At 68.7% G+C, this 15,905-nt stretch carries 14 protein-coding genes and 1 pseudogene; 4 read left to right on the top strand and 11 right to left on the bottom strand.

The window, feature by feature from the left end; translation table 11 throughout:
* Window positions 1-2,199, bottom strand: a complete 2,199-nt coding sequence (locus ACIBTS_RS47365; protein WP_399327894.1) for an ABC transporter permease — start codon at window positions 2,197-2,199, stop codon at window positions 1-3.
* A 195-nt stretch (window positions 2,200-2,394) separates the two neighbouring features.
* Here ACIBTS_RS47365 and ACIBTS_RS47360 point away from each other — a divergent pair, with 195 nt between their 5' ends.
* Window positions 2,395-2,868, top strand: coding sequence for a MarR family winged helix-turn-helix transcriptional regulator (locus ACIBTS_RS47360; protein ID WP_399327892.1), 474 nt, complete (start codon window positions 2,395-2,397; stop codon window positions 2,866-2,868).
* Between the two features lie 31 nt (window positions 2,869-2,899).
* On the opposite strand, the gene ACIBTS_RS47355 is transcribed toward ACIBTS_RS47360, so the two are convergent.
* The 6 genes from ACIBTS_RS47355 to ACIBTS_RS47330 all read right to left on the bottom strand — a co-directional run bounded on the left by ACIBTS_RS47355 (window position 2,900) and on the right by ACIBTS_RS47330 (window position 8,115).
* Window positions 2,900-3,109 (bottom strand): hypothetical protein, encoded by a 210-nt coding sequence (locus ACIBTS_RS47355; RefSeq protein ID WP_399327891.1) that lies wholly within the window; start codon window positions 3,107-3,109, stop codon window positions 2,900-2,902.
* A gap of 576 nt (window positions 3,110-3,685) precedes the next feature.
* On the bottom strand, window positions 3,686-4,498 hold the full coding sequence (locus ACIBTS_RS47350) for an SDR family NAD(P)-dependent oxidoreductase (protein WP_399327889.1): 813 nt from the start codon (window positions 4,496-4,498) through the stop codon (window positions 3,686-3,688).
* Window positions 4,499-4,605: 107 nt separating this feature from the next.
* Complete coding sequence (locus tag ACIBTS_RS47345; RefSeq protein ID WP_399327887.1) at window positions 4,606-4,779, bottom strand: hypothetical protein; 174 nt, start codon at window positions 4,777-4,779, stop codon at window positions 4,606-4,608.
* A gap of 271 nt (window positions 4,780-5,050) precedes the next feature.
* The gene (locus ACIBTS_RS47340; RefSeq protein WP_399327885.1) at window positions 5,051-6,526 is read right to left on the bottom strand and encodes an MFS transporter; all 1,476 of its coding nucleotides are present in this window, start codon (window positions 6,524-6,526) and stop codon (window positions 5,051-5,053) included.
* Window positions 6,527-6,654: 128 nt separating this feature from the next.
* Window positions 6,655-6,849, bottom strand: coding sequence for a ferredoxin (locus ACIBTS_RS47335; RefSeq protein WP_399327882.1), 195 nt, complete (start codon window positions 6,847-6,849; stop codon window positions 6,655-6,657).
* Between the two features lie 63 nt (window positions 6,850-6,912).
* On the bottom strand, window positions 6,913-8,115 hold the full coding sequence (locus ACIBTS_RS47330) for a cytochrome P450 (protein ID WP_399327880.1): 1,203 nt from the start codon (window positions 8,113-8,115) through the stop codon (window positions 6,913-6,915).
* 118 nt (window positions 8,116-8,233) lie between these two features.
* On the opposite strand from ACIBTS_RS47330, the gene ACIBTS_RS47325 reads away from it, so the two are divergent.
* A complete protein-coding gene (locus tag ACIBTS_RS47325) occupies window positions 8,234-8,863 on the top strand; it encodes a TetR/AcrR family transcriptional regulator (protein ID WP_399327878.1) in 630 nt (209 codons plus the stop codon).
* 29 nt (window positions 8,864-8,892) lie between these two features.
* Here the strand turns inward: ACIBTS_RS47325 and ACIBTS_RS47320 are convergent, their stop codons facing one another.
* The 3 genes from ACIBTS_RS47320 to ACIBTS_RS47310 all read right to left on the bottom strand — a co-directional run bounded on the left by ACIBTS_RS47320 (window position 8,893) and on the right by ACIBTS_RS47310 (window position 12,387).
* On the bottom strand, window positions 8,893-9,657 hold the full coding sequence (locus tag ACIBTS_RS47320) for an SDR family NAD(P)-dependent oxidoreductase (RefSeq protein WP_399327876.1): 765 nt from the start codon (window positions 9,655-9,657) through the stop codon (window positions 8,893-8,895).
* A gap of 250 nt (window positions 9,658-9,907) precedes the next feature.
* Complete coding sequence (locus ACIBTS_RS47315) at window positions 9,908-11,125, bottom strand: cytochrome P450 (protein WP_399327874.1); 1,218 nt, start codon at window positions 11,123-11,125, stop codon at window positions 9,908-9,910.
* 62 nt (window positions 11,126-11,187) lie between these two features.
* Entirely contained in the window at window positions 11,188-12,387 is a 1,200-nt protein-coding gene (locus tag ACIBTS_RS47310) for an NAD(P)/FAD-dependent oxidoreductase (protein ID WP_399327872.1), read from the bottom strand.
* Between the two features lie 380 nt (window positions 12,388-12,767).
* On the opposite strand from ACIBTS_RS47310, the gene ACIBTS_RS47305 reads away from it, so the two are divergent.
* Together ACIBTS_RS47305 and ACIBTS_RS47300 are read left to right on the top strand one after the other, a co-directional pair.
* Window positions 12,768-14,207 carry an aldehyde dehydrogenase family protein gene (locus ACIBTS_RS47305; protein WP_399327871.1) on the top strand — a complete coding sequence of 480 codons (1,440 nt, stop codon included), beginning with the start codon at window positions 12,768-12,770 and terminating at the stop codon, window positions 14,205-14,207.
* A 77-nt stretch (window positions 14,208-14,284) separates the two neighbouring features.
* Entirely contained in the window at window positions 14,285-15,025 is a 741-nt protein-coding gene (locus ACIBTS_RS47300) for an SDR family NAD(P)-dependent oxidoreductase (RefSeq protein ID WP_399327869.1), read from the top strand.
* A 106-nt stretch (window positions 15,026-15,131) separates the two neighbouring features.
* Here the strand turns inward: ACIBTS_RS47300 and ACIBTS_RS47295 are convergent.
* Window positions 15,132-15,421 (bottom strand): annotated as a pseudogene (locus tag ACIBTS_RS47295) (IS21 family transposase); the annotation flags it as partial.
* Between the last annotated feature and the right edge of the window lie 484 nt (window positions 15,422-15,905).

Here is a 15,905-nt window from a genome sequence, read left to right as displayed (position 1 = left end):
TCAGGAACGTGTGCGCGCGGTCCGCCTCCGTCGGCGGCGGGAGGGTTCGGCGGTGTCCCCGGCGCCGGTCAGGGCCAGGGCGGTTGCCTCGCCGGCCACGGGAGTGCCGGCGACGCCGTCCGCGTCCATGCCGGGCCTGGCGTCACGGCGGGTCAGCCACCGGTCGATCCCCACGTTGATCCACAGGCACACGGCACCCCAGCCGACGATCGTCGCCAGGTGGCCGCCGAGGCCTGCGCCGTCGAAGTAGACCGTGGCCCGGACCACGTCGACCGCGGCGGGCAGGGGCAGGACGTCGTTCAGGCCGCGGAAGACCTCGGGGACCATGTACAGGGAGATGGCTCCGCCGGAGGCCGGGACCCCGATCATCAGGGCGATCAGCAGCACCGGAATGACGCCGGCGATGCCGAGGGTGCGGGTGAACACCGCGGTGAACAGCGAGGTGCTGAAGATCGTCAGTGCTCCGAAGCCGACCATCGCCCAGCCGTGGCCGTTGATCGCGCCGATCAGGACGTCGAACAGCACCCACAGCCATACGGCCATGCCCACCGCCCAGCCGGCCATCATCGGCAGGAGCTGGCGCAGCCTCTTGATCTCCGGTGCGCCGCCGCGCAGCGCCGCCATGACCACGAAGCCGGACATGATCCACGACATGGCCGCGTACATGCTGTTGCTGCCGTTGGAGTCGGAGGCGTTGAGCGGCGTGAGGTCGGTCGTCGCGAGCGGGGTCTGCTGGCTCTGGGCGACCTGCTGGAACATGCCGCGCAGCGCATTGTGCTGGCCGGCTCCGGCCGCCGAGGAGGTGTAGAGCTTCGCCTCACCGCCCTTGGTGGTGGGCAGTACGTACGCGCCGACGACCTTGCGCTCGCGGATCTGGTGGGTCGCCTTGTCGAGGGAGGTGGTGGTGGTCAGCGAGACCAGGTCGCCCAGACCCTGCTGAAGGCCCTTGGCCGCCTGTGCGGCCTGTTCCTGGGAGGCGCCGACGACCACCACGGGCATGTCGCGAATCTCGGGCTGGTGCAGCGAGGCGCTCATCATGCCGACGACGGCGGTGAGGATGGCCAGCGGGAAGGCAGCCACCGCGAAGTACCGCAGCCGCTTGGAGCGCACCGGGCCACCGGACATCGCGGGCCGCGGGGCATCGGGGTTGTCGTACTCCGGGGTGTCCGCGAGGACGGCACCCTTGCGGCGCTCCATCACGAAGGCGAGCGCGAGGGCGGCGACCAGCCAGATGGCGAGTGTCTGCACACGCTCGCCCACTCCCCGGCCGTCGAAGTAGATGACCGACCGAAGCGCCTCACCCGCGGCCGGCAGCGGCAGCACATCGTGCAGCCAGCCAAAGAAGCTGGGCATCGAGGAGATCGGTGTGGCGAGGTTCGAGGAGGGCACACCGAAGACGACCCACAGCAGCATGCCGGGCAGCAGCGCCAGCCCGCCCAGGAACCTGGCGAACAACAGTTGACCGATGCCCACGGCTCCTGTCGCCAGCAGTCCGATCCCGACGAACGCCAGGTAGTGACCGTCGACTGCCCCCACGATCGGCCCCAGGATCAGCCATGTCACGGTGCTGGTCACCACCGCCCAGCCAGCCAGCAGCGGCAGGAACCTGCGCAGGGCGAGCAGGTGGGGCACCGCCGTCATCATCCCGCTCAGCGGGACGTACCCGACCATGATCATGCCGATCGCGGCGAGCAGCACGGCGATGCCCGCACTGTCCCCGGAGGGCAGGGGCGCGATGTCCTGGGTCTTGGTCGTCCAGTCGTGGCCCGCCGCCACCGGGGCCAGGATCTGCTTGACCTTGCTCGCCTGCGAGGCACCGGCTCCCTGGGCTGTGTAGACGGTCGCCTCCGTGCCGCCGGCCGCGGGAATCTGCAGTACACCCGCGACGTCACGGTCCTTGAGCAGGTCGAGCGCCTTCCCGCGGTCGGCGACCAGCCGGGGATCGGCGGCGCCTTCCTGCACGGACTTCAGCTCGTCGACGACGGACTCGGCCACAGCCCCCGAGCCGACCACCGCGACCGGCATGTCCCGGGTCTTCGGCGAGTGCATGGTCCCCATGTAGGTCGCGTACATCATCGTGACCATGAGGAAGGGGATGAGGAAGAGAAAGACACGCTTGACGATCTCTCGCTTCCGGTCTGCCTCGGGCGAATTCGGCTCTCGCCCGCTCACCTCGGCGACAGGGGTCGGTGTTTCCATGACGTGCTCCTGATGGGCGTACTCGGGCGCAAAGCGCGATGGCTGTGCATCATGCGTATTGATTGCATCATACGATTGAAGTGCATCATGCACAACAATGGCAGAGTGCTACCCATGTGTATGATGCAAAATCGAGCTGTGGTCGGTATGAGCGTCGCGTCGCTCTCCCGGCCGTGTAATGCAGAGGAGGCACCAGTGGACGCGCAACAGGCACAGCGGATGGAGCGGGAGCTGCTCATCCTGATGCGGCACATGACCATGGCCGGACCGCGGGGACCGGGCAAGCAGGCCGGGCTCGACCGCAGCGCATACGTCCTGCTCAGCCGCCTTGAGGCGCAGGGCCCCATGTCGATTCCCGAACTCGTCGAGGCGTTCGGTCTCGCGTCCTCCACCCTCAACCGCCAGACGACCGCTCTCCTCAAGAACGGCCTGGTCGAGCGCACGATCGATCCCAGCGGCAGCATCGTGCACAAGTTCCGCATCACCGAGGAAGGGCTCAGCCGCCTCAAGGCGGAGCGGGACCGAACGGCATCCGGCCTGGACCAGACCCTCAGCGACTGGACGCCGGAGCGTCTGGAACGCTTCATCGATGATCTGGAGCAGTTCAACACAGACATCGAGCGGACGACCGGTCGCCCGTGGCCCCGCACCGGTCACGCAACGTACTGAGCCAGTCGGCCGCGAACGGCGTGGACGACGGTCACGTCATGCAGTAGCCGCCGTTGACGTCGATGTCTCCGATCGGCAGGTCGAGGGCCTGGCAGGGGTCGCGGGCGCGAGTCGGCCAGCCCGCGTCGGCCAGGGCGGTGAGGATCTGCTGGCCGGCGGGGTGGTCCGCGATGTCGGGCGGTCCGGCCCGGTGGCGAGTGAGGGCAGCCGGAGAGTGAGAAGGGTCTTGCGGGCGATACACGATTCCTCGCTCTCCGCGTCGAGTTCGCTTGGTCGCCGGGAGAGTTCTTCGATACGGGCCCGGAACTGCACGGCCTGGCTGGGCAGTTCCGGGCCCGCCGGTTTTGTGTTCCAGGATGGCTCTGACCTGTGGGTTCTCGCTCATGCGCTCATCCAGTCGGATCCAGACGTGCATGGTCCCGTCATGGCGGTGCAGATATAGCTCGCTGTAGTCGCACACGCCGAAGGCGATCAGGTCCGCTGCGGCCACACCGCCGGGCAGGCACCCTTGGACAGGGCTCGCGCAGCTCGGCCTGACGGGCCCCGCAGATGTCGTCTGCTTCCGGAATGTTCGAACACCTCGGGCAGAGCGCTCCCGTGCATGCGCAGCAGCACGTGCCGCTTCCCGAAGACGTCGTCGACCCGGCCGCGCTGAGCGGACCCGCCCGGCGTCTCCGCGCTGGTACGGGGCCGGGGTGGTGCTTCTTCGGACGGCGTGGGGTGTTGCTGCCGCTCCCGGGGTTCGCCAGAAACAGGCAACAGGCATTCGTGGTCCGGGAACCCGACCTGCAGGCAGCTGGCAGCGATACGTGCGGAGTCAGCACTCGGCGATGTCGGCGAGCAGGGCCGTGACGCGCGCCTGAGCTCGCTCGGCGACGTCGCCGCCCGGGGCGACATGGACCCGGCCGGCCTCGATGGCCGCGATCGCCGAGTCCGCGACCTCACGCACAGAGAGTTTCCCGCCGAAGTTCGCGGCGGCGTTCTGCATCGCAGCTGGAGAGACGGCTTGCAGATCGATGGCGCCGAGCGCCACTGAGTTCTGCCCGAGGGGCGTGTCGACGAGCCCCGGGCAGAGCACGGTCGCGCCCAGCGCGGGTGCCACACGCTTCAACTCCAGATCGAGCGTCTCGGTCAGCCCCACGACCGCGTGCATGGTGGTGGTGTACGGCGTCAGGTCGGGCAGGGGAGCGAGGCCTCCCGAGGAGGCGGTGTTGAGGAAGTGACCCGTCCCCTGCTCGATGAGCAGGGGAGCGAAGGCCTTGACGCCGTGGACGACACCGAGCACCTTGACGCTGATCATCAACTCCCAGATGCGCGCTTCCTGTTCCCACAGGGGAGCGGGAGGGGAGACGACGCCGGCGTTGTTGCAGACCAGGTCCACACGCCCGTACGCGGCGACGGTCCGGTCGGCGAGGGCACGCACCGAGGCCTCGTCGCTGACGTCCGCCACCACGGCGGTGACCTCGGCACCGGCGGCCGTCAGCGACGCCTTCGCCTTCTCGAGGCCCTCCTCACGGATGTCGGAGATGACCAGACGCACCCCGCGCTCGGCGAGGGCTTCGGCGAGGCCGTAGCCAATGCCGCTGGCCCCTCCCGTGATGACGGCGACCTGGTCTTTCGTGATGCGCATGCGTACTCCTATTGTTTTCTGGGGCTGTCAGAATTGAATGACATAAGAAGAATGGTGAGCGCGAACCGGATATCCGAAAATAGCGATAAGTGATTCGAATCCGCGGTTCAGAAGGGGTTGCAAACCGTTCCGTCGAGGTTGCAGTTCCGTGGCGCGTCGGCTTGCGTGCTGCTGTTGTCCGCCGTCAGGGCGATGGCGATGATTCCGCAGCCAGCGGCGATTGCAGCGAGCCCTGCGGTGCGCTTGAAGAAGTGACATTCATTGTTTCGAACAGAACCCACGAAAAGTCCTTGTCTGGTAATAGTGTGAATCGAGTCACGGGGGTGGGTCTTTTCAGGGACCAGCCCACTGTAGGAGCGGTTTCCCAGGTGTCCCCTGTACCCTGGAAGCGAATTGCGAGGCGACGATTGCTACTGGAGTACTACCGATCCTCATCCGGAAGATGCGGGGGCCTGGCCGGTTGGTGATCCAAGCTGTCAGTAGCGTCTGTCTGCGCCTCGCCCGCGTCGGAGACGAACGCGCGAGAGGCGTGGCGATGCCGTGTGCCAGGTGTTATGAGGTGGTCTTCGCTGGCTCCGACGGCTTGGCCGGCGCGTGCCCCGGGACGGGGCCGGGCTGCTGGCGGGGCAGGAAGGCGGCGAGCGCACAGCACAGCGCGGCGGCACCGGCGCCGATGGCCAGGACAGTCCTGAAGCCGCTCTCCGACGGAAGAGCGTGGCCCGCGAAGTCGGTGGTCAGCTGTGCCAGAACCACGCCGACGACAGCGCTGGAGAAAGAGGTGCCGAGGGAACGCATCAGGGTGTTGAGGCTGTTGGCGGCGGCGGTCTCGGACACTGGTACGGCGCCCATGATCAGCGCGGGCATGGCGCCGTACGCCAGCCCCATGCCTGCGCCGACGATGCAGCCGACCACGACCAGTTGCCAGATCTCGGACATCAGCACGACGCCGGTCGCGTAGCCGGCGGCCACGACCAGTGCGCCGGTCATCAGGGTGACCTTGGGGCCGCGCGCCTTGGTGATGCGCGCGGACAACGGGGCCGTGGCCATCATCACCAGGCCCATCGGCGCCATGGCCAGACCGACGGCCAGCAGGTCCTGGCCCATGCCGTAGCCGGTCTGCTCGGGAAGTTGCAGCAGCTGCGGCATGACCAGGGCCAGTGCGAACATGGAGAAGCCGATGGCGACGGACGCGAGGTTAGTGAACAGCACCTGGGGGCGGGCGCTGGTGCGCAGGTCGACCAGCGGCGCGCTGACGCGCAGTTCGAAACGTCCCCACAGGAGCAGCACGATCGCTGCGGCGGCGAACAGGCCGAGGGTGGTTGTGCTGCTCCAGCCCCAGTCGGCTCCCTTGGACACGGCCAGCAGCAGACAGACCAGACCGGCTGCGAGGCCGGCCGCGCCCACCAGGTCGAAGCGGCCGCCCGTGCGCACCTCGGACTCCGGGACGATCGTCACGACAAGTGCCACCGCTAGGACGCCGAGGGCCCCGGAGGTCCAGAACAGCACGTGCCAGTCGAAGTGATCGGCGATCAGGGCGGCCGCGGGCAGTCCCAGCGCACCGCCGATGCCGAGGGACGCGCTCATCAGGGCGGTCGCGCCGGGCAGCCGCTCGGCGGGCAGCTCGTCACGCATGATGCTGATGCCCAGTGAGACGGCGCCCGCGGACAGACCCTGCAGGACCCTGCCGATGATCATCGGGAAGAGGGAGTCGCTGAGGCCGCAGACCACTGAGCCGGCCACGAGGAGGGCGAGGCTGAACAGCAGCATGCGCCGTTTGCCGTACATGTCACCGAGCCGTCCCATGACGGGGGTGGCGACGGCGCCGGCGAGCAGTGTCGCGGTGACAGCCCAGGCCGTGTCCGTGGGGGAGGCGTTGAGGAGGTCCGGAAGCTCGGGGATCAGGGGGATGACAAGGGACTGCATCAGCGAGACCACGATCCCGCCGAAGGCCAGGGCAGCCACGACGGCGTTCGCTCGCGGAGCGGCGGGCGTCTCCTCGGCGGGCGGCCGGGATGATGCTGCGGACATGGATGGGCCTCTCAGGAGGGGCGTGCGAAGGAAAGTGGCACGGCGCATGGGTGAGGCGGCGCTCCCCGGGGAAGTGGGGGAGCGCCGCCCGGGCCGGCGGCCCGGCTGCGGGGCGCGGGAGTGCGCGGCTACTCCTTTAGACGGATGGCGGCCGCCGGGCAGAGCGCCGCGGCCTCCCGCACGCCCTCGTGCAGATCTGCGGTGGGGGTCTCGGTGAGCAGGATGGCGATGCCGTCCTCGTCACGCTGGTCGAAGACCTCGGGTGCGGCCACGACGCACTGTCCCGCGGCGACGCACTTGGGCTCGTCGAATTCGATGTGCACAGTTCTCTCCTGTGGTGTGGGGGTGTCCGCTGTAGGGGGCAGGTCTGGTGTCAGGTGGGCAGGTCAGGCGTGGTCCCAGGTGAGCGGCAGGCGTTCCGGACCGCGGGTGAGCACTCCGGTCTTCCAGACGACGTCCGCCTCGGACTCGTGGAACCGCAGGCCCGGGAAGCGGGTGAGCAGGGTGTGCAGGGCCACCTGCAGTTCCACCCGGGCCAGCGGGGAGCCCAGGCAGTGGTGTATGCCGCCCCCGAAGGCGACGTGGGCGGCCTCGCGGCGCTCCAGGTCGAGTTGGTGGGGGCAGGTGAACACGGACTCGTCCCGGTTGGCCGAGTGCAGGGCGACCATCACGGGCTCGCCGGCCCGTACCGTCACCCCGCCGACCTCGACGTCCTCCAGGGCGTAGCGGGCGAAGGTGGTGCCGATGGACAGCGGGACGAAGCGCAGGAGTTCCTCCACCGCCTGCGGTATCCGGTCCAGATCGGCGCGCAGGGCCGCGAGCTGTTCGGGGTGGGTGAGCAGCACGTACACGAAGTTGGTGATCTGGGTGGCGGTGGTCTCGAAGCCGCCGACGAGGATGCCGGAGAGCATGGTCTGCAGCTCGTCTTCGGAGAGCCGGTCGTCCTCGTCCCGTGCGGCGACGAGGTCGCCGATCAGGTCGTCGCGGGGATTCTCGCGGTGCTCGGCGATGAGGCCGGCCATGTACACGGTCAGGCTTTCCCGGTGCTTCGCCGCCTCTTCCGCCGTGTACTTGGTGGTGGAGATGAACGCCTCGGCCCAGACGTGGAAGTCGCCCCGGTCCTGGGAGGGCACCCCGAGCAGGGCGCTGATCACGCTGATCGGCAACGGCAGCGCGAAGTCGGTGACCAGATCGGAGGGGGTGCCCTTGGTGAGCATCCCGTCGGCCAGATCGGCGGCGATCCGCTCGGCCCGGGGCCGCCAGTCCTCGACCCGCTTGACGGTGAACGCCTTGGACGCGAGCCGGCGCAGGCGGGAGTGCTCCGGCGGGTCCATGATCATGAGAGCGTCCGGCGGGGTGGGGAAGGACCGCATGCGCGGCTCGTCGCGCCGGAGGGCTTCGTTTCGGCTGAAGCGGGGGTCACTGAGGACGAACCGCGCGTCCGCGTGGCGGGTGGCCAGCCAGGCGGGCTCGCCATACGGGAGCTGGATCCGGCTCAGTGGCTGCTCCTTCCTCAGGGCGGAGTACAGAGGGCTGAGATCGAGCTTCTCGGCCGCGAACGGGTACGTGGCGGGCTGGGTGACCGGCATGGATTACTCCTAGGTGGGAGGGAGGGGGGATTCCCTCTAACCGAGATGACGCTATCGGTTATCGGGATCAGGCTGATAACCCAATAGATGGTTGACTATTGGTTGGTAAGGTGGAGCGGTGACTGCTGAAACTCCGCGTCGACTGCGCTCCGACGCCGCCCGCAACTCGGAGAAGATCCTCTGGGCCGCGCGCGAGATCTACGCCGAGAGCGGCCCCGACGCCTCGCTGGAGGAGATCGCCCGTCGCGCCGGTGTGGGCATCGCGACGCTGTACCGACGCTTCCCGAACAAAGAGCAACTCGTCCGGGCGGCGCTGGACCAGAAGATCACCGAGGAGATGTCGCCCGCTATCAGCCGAGCGCTCGAGGACAGTGATCCCCTGCGCGGGCTCGCGACCCTGTGGGAGGCCTCGGTCTCCTTCGCGGCACACGAACGAGGCATGCTCGGCGCGGTGCGCCATTCGGGCTCCTTGGCCTCGGAGCTCTCCGCACCGTTCTACGAGGCACTGATCGTGGTCACCCGACGGGCGCAGATCGCCGGACATGTCCGCGCCGACCTCGTTCCCGACGACCTCCACCGGATCACGGTGATGCTGCTCAGTCTTCTGCACACGGTGCGGCCCGACAGCGACGGCTGGAAGCGCTACATCACCCTGATGCTCGACGGCCTCGCGCCTGCGCGGCCCACCGTGCTTCCGTCGCCGGAGCCGCTCCGGCGGTCGCCGACGCGGGGGTCCCGGTCTGTCTGACAAAGGGGGGCTGCCGCCCGCGGTTTCTCTCACTCCCGCAGGCTCGCGCCGCCGCAGACCGACCACGTCTGACCGTTGACCCACTCTCCGTCGTCCGAGAGCAGCAGAACCACCGTCGCGGCGATGTCGCTCGGCCTGCCGAATCGGGTGCTGCGGATCTCGTGCCCCGGTTGCGGCACGGGGGTGCCTTGGCGTTGCAGGGACTCGGTCACGACTCGGCCCGGTGCTACCGCGTTGCAGCGGACCCCCTCCCGGCCCCAGCGCGAGGCGATGTGCCGGGTCAGTGCGTTGACCCCGGCCTTCGAGGTCGAATACGCGGGCAGCACGGGCAGCCCGGACCACGCACCTCCGGAGGAGCAGTTCACGATCGCACCCCCGCCCGCGGCGAGCAGATGCGGGATGGCCGCCCGGCAGGCCAGGCTGTAGCCGAGCAGGTTCACCTCGAACGTACGGCGCCAGACCTGCGGGTCCATGCTGAGCAGGTCGGTGTCCCGGTCGGGCACCGCGTCCGGAACATTGGCACCCACGTTGAACAGGCCGTCCAGCCCGCCGAGTTCGGCCACGGCATGATCGATCAGCGCCTGCACGGAGCCCTCGTCGGCCAGGTCGAAGTACACGGCCACCGCGGTCCCTCCGCCCTCGGCGATGCGCTTGGCCGTTGCCTGCGCACCGGAGAAGTTCAGGTCGCCGATGACCACCGACGCGCCCTCCTCGGCGAGCCGTTCGGCCGTGGCGGCACCGATACCGGTGGATCCGCCGGCAACGACGATCCGCTTGCCACGCAGGCCTCTCATCTTTCTCTCCCTCGTGTGTGGTGAGCGTCGCGCCGCGACGGTGCCGCAGACGATCGACGGCGCGACCAGGCGCTTCCCGCGGAGCGCTCAGCATGTTCTTGCACGGCGTGACGTACTGGTGGGACGTGGGACCGACGGTCGGGGGGTGGCACAAACCGCCGGTCCCACGATGCGCCGCCTGACGTTTCCCCGGGTGTGGCGGCGCTGGGGGCGTCTCCACTGTGGAGGCCGCCCGTCTGTGGGCCCCTCCCTACCAGGTGACCGGTAGTTCGTGGACGCCGAAGGCGGCCATGGTGGCGCGGAACGGGACCTCTTCCAGGCGTACGGCCAGGCGGAGGCCGGGCAGCCGGCGCAGGAGCCGGGGCAGCGCCTCCGTCAGTTCCACCCGGGCCAGGTTCTGGCCGAGGCACTGGTGGATGCCGTAGCCGAAGGCGATGTGGCCGCGGGTGTTGCGGGTGATGTCGAGGGTCCCGGCGTTGTCCATGAACGACGGGTCGTGGTTGGCGGCGGGAAGGTTGACGGCGAGGATGTCGCCGGCTTCGACCTTCTGGCCGCCGATGACGAGGTCCTCGTGGGCGGCGCGCCAGATCATGTCCTGGGCGATCGAGAGGTAGCGCAGCAGTTCCTCGATGGCGTTGGCGACCGCCTTGGGGTCGTCGCTGTCCCGGATCACGGCCGCCTGCTCCGGGTGCTCCAGCAGGGTCAGCGTGCCCAGGCCGATCATGTTGGCGGTGGTCTCGTGCCCGGCGATGAGCAGGACGAGGCCGTTCATGGCCACTTCCTCCGGCTTCAGCTCCCCCGTCTCGACGCGCTCGGCGATCAGCCTGCTGATCAGGTCGTCGCCGGGCTCGAGCTGTTTGCGCTGCACGAGCTCCATGAGGAAACCGAACAGCTCGGCACTCGCGCGGCTCTTGTCCTGGGGGGTGACGTCCGGCTGGTTGATCGTGATGCTGTGCTTCTGAAAGAACTCGTGGTCCTCGTAGGGGACCCCGAGCAGCAGCGAGATGACCAGGGACGGCATCGGAAGGGCGAAGGCTTCGACGAGGTCGGCCGAGTCACCCTGGGCGGTCATCTCGTCGATGAACCGGTCGACCAGCGCTCGCACCTGGGGGCGCATCGCCTCCATACGCTTGACCGTGAAGTCCTTGGTGAGCATGAGACGTATCCGGGCGTGCTCGGGGTCGTCCATGCGCGGGAAGGCCGGCATCTGCTGTTCCCCGCTCGGGTGCATGCGGGGGTAGCGGTTGGTGTCGGCGCTGATCCGCTGGTCGGACAGGACGAACTTGACGTCCTCGTGGCGGGTGACCACCCATGCGGTCTCGCCGTTCCACAGCCGCACCTTCTGCAGTCCGTCGCCCAGCCGCCACTGCTCGTACTCGGATGGGAGATCGAGCGGACAGCGCCCGGAGCGGGCGGCGGGGTAGGCCGGCAGATCGAGGTTGCCGGTCTGATCGGTGGCCGTGCTCATGGGTCCTCCAGTGGGGTGGGGGGTGGGGGCGTGGGTACCGGTCGGGAGCTGCGGATGTGGGGTTATACGACGGGGGCGCCGATGACGGCTTCCGTCCAGGCGGTGCCGGCCGCGATGAGCGAGCGCCAGGCGCGTACGGTCTTGGGTGGCAGCCCTGCGGCGAGTACGCCGGCCAGCCGTTCGCCCCGGCGGTAGGCGACCAGGAGAAACTGCGCGGTCTCGGACTTCAGGACGAGCGCCTCGTCGTGGCCGCGCAGATGCCCGTACGCATGGATCTTGACGTCGTACTGGTCAGACCAGAAGTAGGGGACCGGCGCGAACGGCCGTCGCTGGTCGGGGGTGAGGAGGTTGCGGGCGGCGGCCATGGCCTGCTCGGCGGCGTTCGTACGGTGTTCGATGCGCATCGGAGTGTCGAAGAGCGAGTTGTGCCAGCGGGCCACGTCGCCGACTCCGTAGATGTCGGAAGCGGCGGCGCAGTACTCGTCGCACACCAGCCCGTCCTGCATGTCCAGGCCGCTGCCGTCCAGCCATTCGGTGTTGGGCAGGGAGCCGATGGCCACGAGGACGTCGTCGGCGGGCAGGACGCTGCCGTCGGACAGCAGGACACCGGTGACCCGGCCGGCGGAGCTCCGGAGCTCGTGGACCGAGGTGCCGGTGCGCACGTCCACGCCGTGGGCCAGGTGTATCCGGGTCAGGAACCGTCCGGCCTCGTCGCCGACGGCCTGGCCCATGGGGACTGTGCCCGCCTCCAGGAGAGTCACAGCGACGCCCAGCGCACGGGCCGTGGCCGCCACCTCCGCCCCGATGAACCCACCTCCGACGATCACCAGGCGCCGGTCCGGCCGCAGCCGTTCCTTGAGTGCCAGCGCGTCCTCGACCGTGCGCAGCACATGCACACCGGACACCCCCTCGCTGCCCGGCAGGCGGCGCGGACGGACGCCGGTGGCCACGACCAGCGCGTCGTACGACACCCGGCTGCCGTCCGCCAGGTACACCTGGCGGGAGTTCCGGTCCAGCCCAATGGCGGTCGCACCCAGGCACAGGTCAAGGCCGAGGGCGTCGAGGTCCGCCGCCGGGCGCAGCGCCAGACGGTCCGGCTGCCAGTCGCCCTTGAGGAGTTGCTTCGACAGAGGCGGGCGGTCGTAGGGGGCATAGGGTTCGTCGCCGACGAGCGTGATCGCACCCTCGTAGCGCGCACGGCGCAGTGCCTCCGCCGTGGCCAGTCCGCCCGCCGACGCGCCAACTACAACGATCCGGTTCATGAGCCGGACCTGCGGCCGGGGGCGCCGATGTCGGCTGCCAGTTGCATGAGATGTCTCCTTTGCTGAGCCGTTGGGATGAACCGCTCGGCCTTCTGTTCTGATAGAAACTCTCATTTATTTGCGATCGATGGGCAACCTACTTGAGAAGTAAGTCGCGCTGACGCGGTCATCCCTAGGTCGCATCCATGAGGATGAGTGGAAAAGAGCCACGTGAAGTGGCCTTTCCCTTCGTTGACGCCTGCTTCATAAAAGAGATAGCTTCCAATCGTTTTAGCGGCTTCACGCCCTGGATGTCATGACGTGCGCCATCGCGCCGCATGGCGATCCGTCCCCGCCCGTTCGTGGGCGGAGGCCAGTTCACTCCCGGAAAGAGGCGAAGCATGACTGAGGCGTATCGGAACCTGATCGGCGGGACGCTGCGTCCACCGGAGTCGGGGCGATGGCTCGACGCGGAGAACCCGGCGACAGGGGAGGTCTGGGCGCAGATCCCCGCGGGCGGCCAGCCGGATGTGGACGCCGCGGTCAGGGCCGCGAAGGGGGCCTTCCCCGGCTGGTCGGCGCTGCCGGCGGCGGTCCGCGGCCACTACCTGCAGCAGGTGGCGAAGGTCTTCGCCGAACACGGCGAGGAACTGGCCCGGCTGGAGACCCGCGACAACGGCCGCCTCCTGGGGGAGAACATCCAGCGCGCAGGAATCGGCATGGCATTCGTGTGGAACCAGGCCGCGAGCCGGACGCTGGAGGCGGTCACCGGCGACAGCGTGGTGCTCGACCCGGCCAGCTTCGGCTTCACCCGGCGCGAGCCCTACGGCGTCGTCGCGGCGATCGTGCCGTGGAACGCGCCGCTGGCGATGCTGTGCAACAAGGCGGCCATGGCGCTCGCGGCGGGCAACACCGTGGTCGTCAAACCCCCGGAGCAGGCGAGCGTGTCATCGCTGCGCTTCGCCGAACTCGTCGCCGAGGTGCTGCCGCCCGGGGTCCTGAACATCGTCTCCGGCACCGGCGGGAACGCCGGGGTCCCCCTCGTCCGGCACCGGGACGTCCGGAAGATCACCATGACCGGGTCGACGGAGACCGGCCGGGCCATCCAGCGGGCCGCGGCGGACAACCTCACCCCGAGCATCTTCGAACTCGGCGGCAAGTCCCCCAACATCGTCTTCGCCGACGCCGACCTCGACGCCGCCGCGCAGGGCGTGACGGTCGAGTCCGTCTTCACCGGCAACGCGGGACAGGTGTGCGTGGCCGGCTCACGGATCCTCGTCCAGCGGCCCGTCCTCGACGAGATGCTGAAGCGCATCCGCGCGATCACCGAGGGAATCGTCCTCGGCGACCCGGCCGACGACAGCACCACCATGGGCCCCCTCATCTCCCGGGAGCAGTACGACCGCGTCGTCGGCCATCTCAAGTCCGGTGCGCGGGAAGCGGAGTTGGTCTTCGGTGGCCGGCACGGCCCCCAGCTGGTCCCCGAACTGCCGGGCGGCTACTGGGTCGAGCCCACCCTTTTCACCACCACGGACAACTCGCTGCGCATCTGTCAGGAGGAGATCTTCGGCCCCGTCGCCGTGGTCATCCCCTTCGACACCGACGACGAGGCCCTCGCGCTCGCCAACGACAGCCGTTACGGCCTCGCTTCCGGGGTGTGGACCCGAGACCTGGCCCGCGCGCTGCGTTTCGTCCGTGACCTCGACGCGGGCAACGTGTGGGTCAACACCTATCGCCAGACGCGCTACGAACTGCCGTTCAGCGGCGTGAAGGACAGCGGCTACGGCCACGACGCCGTCCTGGAGTTCACCCGGGAGAAGTCCGCCGTCGTCAAGGCGTGACGCCCCGTCAACCTCCGTACCTGCCGACGAGCCCGTCGGCAGGTCTGCCCCCCCCACCACGATGAAGGAGAAGTCGCATGGGTGACATGGATGGCAAAGTCGCAGTGATCACCGGAGCCGGCGCGGGCATGGCCAAGGCCTGCGCTGAGCTGTTCGTCCAGCACGGCGCCCGGGTCGTCGCCGCCGACATCAGCGGCAAGGAGAAGGACACCGCGGCCGAACTCGGCGAAGCGGTCGTACCCGTCCACTGCGACGTCTCGCAGGAGGACCAGGTCGTCGCGATGTTCGAGACAGCGGTACGGGAGTTCGGCCGCGTGGACGCGGTGCTGAACGTGGCCGGCATCGCCGACGGTGCCCCGCTCGCCGACTCCACCCTGGAGATGTACGACCGGATCATGGCCGTGGACCTCAAGGGCGTGTTCCTCGGCACCAAGCACGGGATCCGTACCATGCGCGCCACCGGCGGCGGCGCGATCGTCAACTGGGCCTCGCTGGCTGCTCTGGCCACCTCCGGCGCCTATGCCGGCGTCTACTCGGCCGCGAAGGCCGGCGTCATCGCACTGACCCGGGCGGCGGCGACCGAGTACGCCACCGACGGGATCCGGGCCAACTCCCTCTGCCCCGGCATCATCCTCACCGACATGGGCCAGAACGCGGTCCAGGCGGCCCCGGAGAAGCTCCAGAAGCCGGCGATGCAACGCGGCGGCACCCCGCAGGAGGTCGCCGAACTCGCCCTCTTCCTCGCCTCGGAACGCTCCTCGTACCTCACGGGGCTGGCCATTCCGATCGACGGCGGCTGGGGATCACTGCTCCGCTGACCGCACACGGCGAGAGCGGCGACGTGATCCTGCACGTGCTCCGGGAGTCGGGCACCGGCTCCCGGAACATCCCAGCCAGGGAGACGCCGACTTCCTCACCGGCATCGGCGTCAATCTCCTCGACGGAGGAGAAAGATCGGCTGGACAGAACGTGTTCACGGACGATGAGGACCTGTCGTTCGACGCGTCCCTTGCCGGTGAGCTGGCGGCCAGGATGTCGATATCGAAGTCGTAATGGCCGGCGAACCCGACCGCTTCCGCATGCAGCGGGACCGCCTCGCCCGGAGCGACGCGCCGCGGACGATGGTCTTCGTGCGTCATAGACGATCGTCATCGCCACCCCGCCGAAGTGGGCAAACGCCCGCCGTGGCAGTCGAAGAAGCTCTGTAGATCCTTAATCCGTTGATGAGAGCATTCCGAAGGAGCGGTTGGATTTCGGGATGTTCGAGTGCCGGACCGCGACACCTCGTGGCTGCCAGGTGGGCAGACGCCTCGCTTTAGACATCCAGGTCGAGGCGGCAGACGACCTTGCCGACGTTGTCCTACACAGCGACCGAGTCGCGTATCCCAATTAGCGGTCGAGTCGTCGCGGGGCTCCCGGGCGGCCAAGTTCTTGAGCGATCCAACGGCGACAAGCTCACAGCCATACCCGGAACCCCTGGGCCCGCTGATCTTACGAATGACCAGCTCAGACCCACATTTGGAGGGTAGGACAAGCCCGGTGCCTATTTCTGAACCCCGAATCAGCAGGTCAAGGACCGTTACTTCCGGAATGGATGCCTTGCGCATACGTTTGGGGAACGGTCACCGTGACTGTTCCCCAAACGGGAGCTGCTGAGGCTGGCGTGCCCCGAGGGGAAGAAGCCGTGAACGCTGTGGC

The organism is Streptomyces sp. NPDC050121 (assembly GCF_044460385.1).
GTDB classification, from domain to species: domain Bacteria; phylum Actinomycetota; class Actinomycetes; order Streptomycetales; family Streptomycetaceae; genus Streptomyces; species Streptomyces soliscabiei.
The sequence above is the reverse complement of the archived record's forward strand: the minus strand, read 5'-3'. Positions and strand labels throughout refer to the sequence as shown.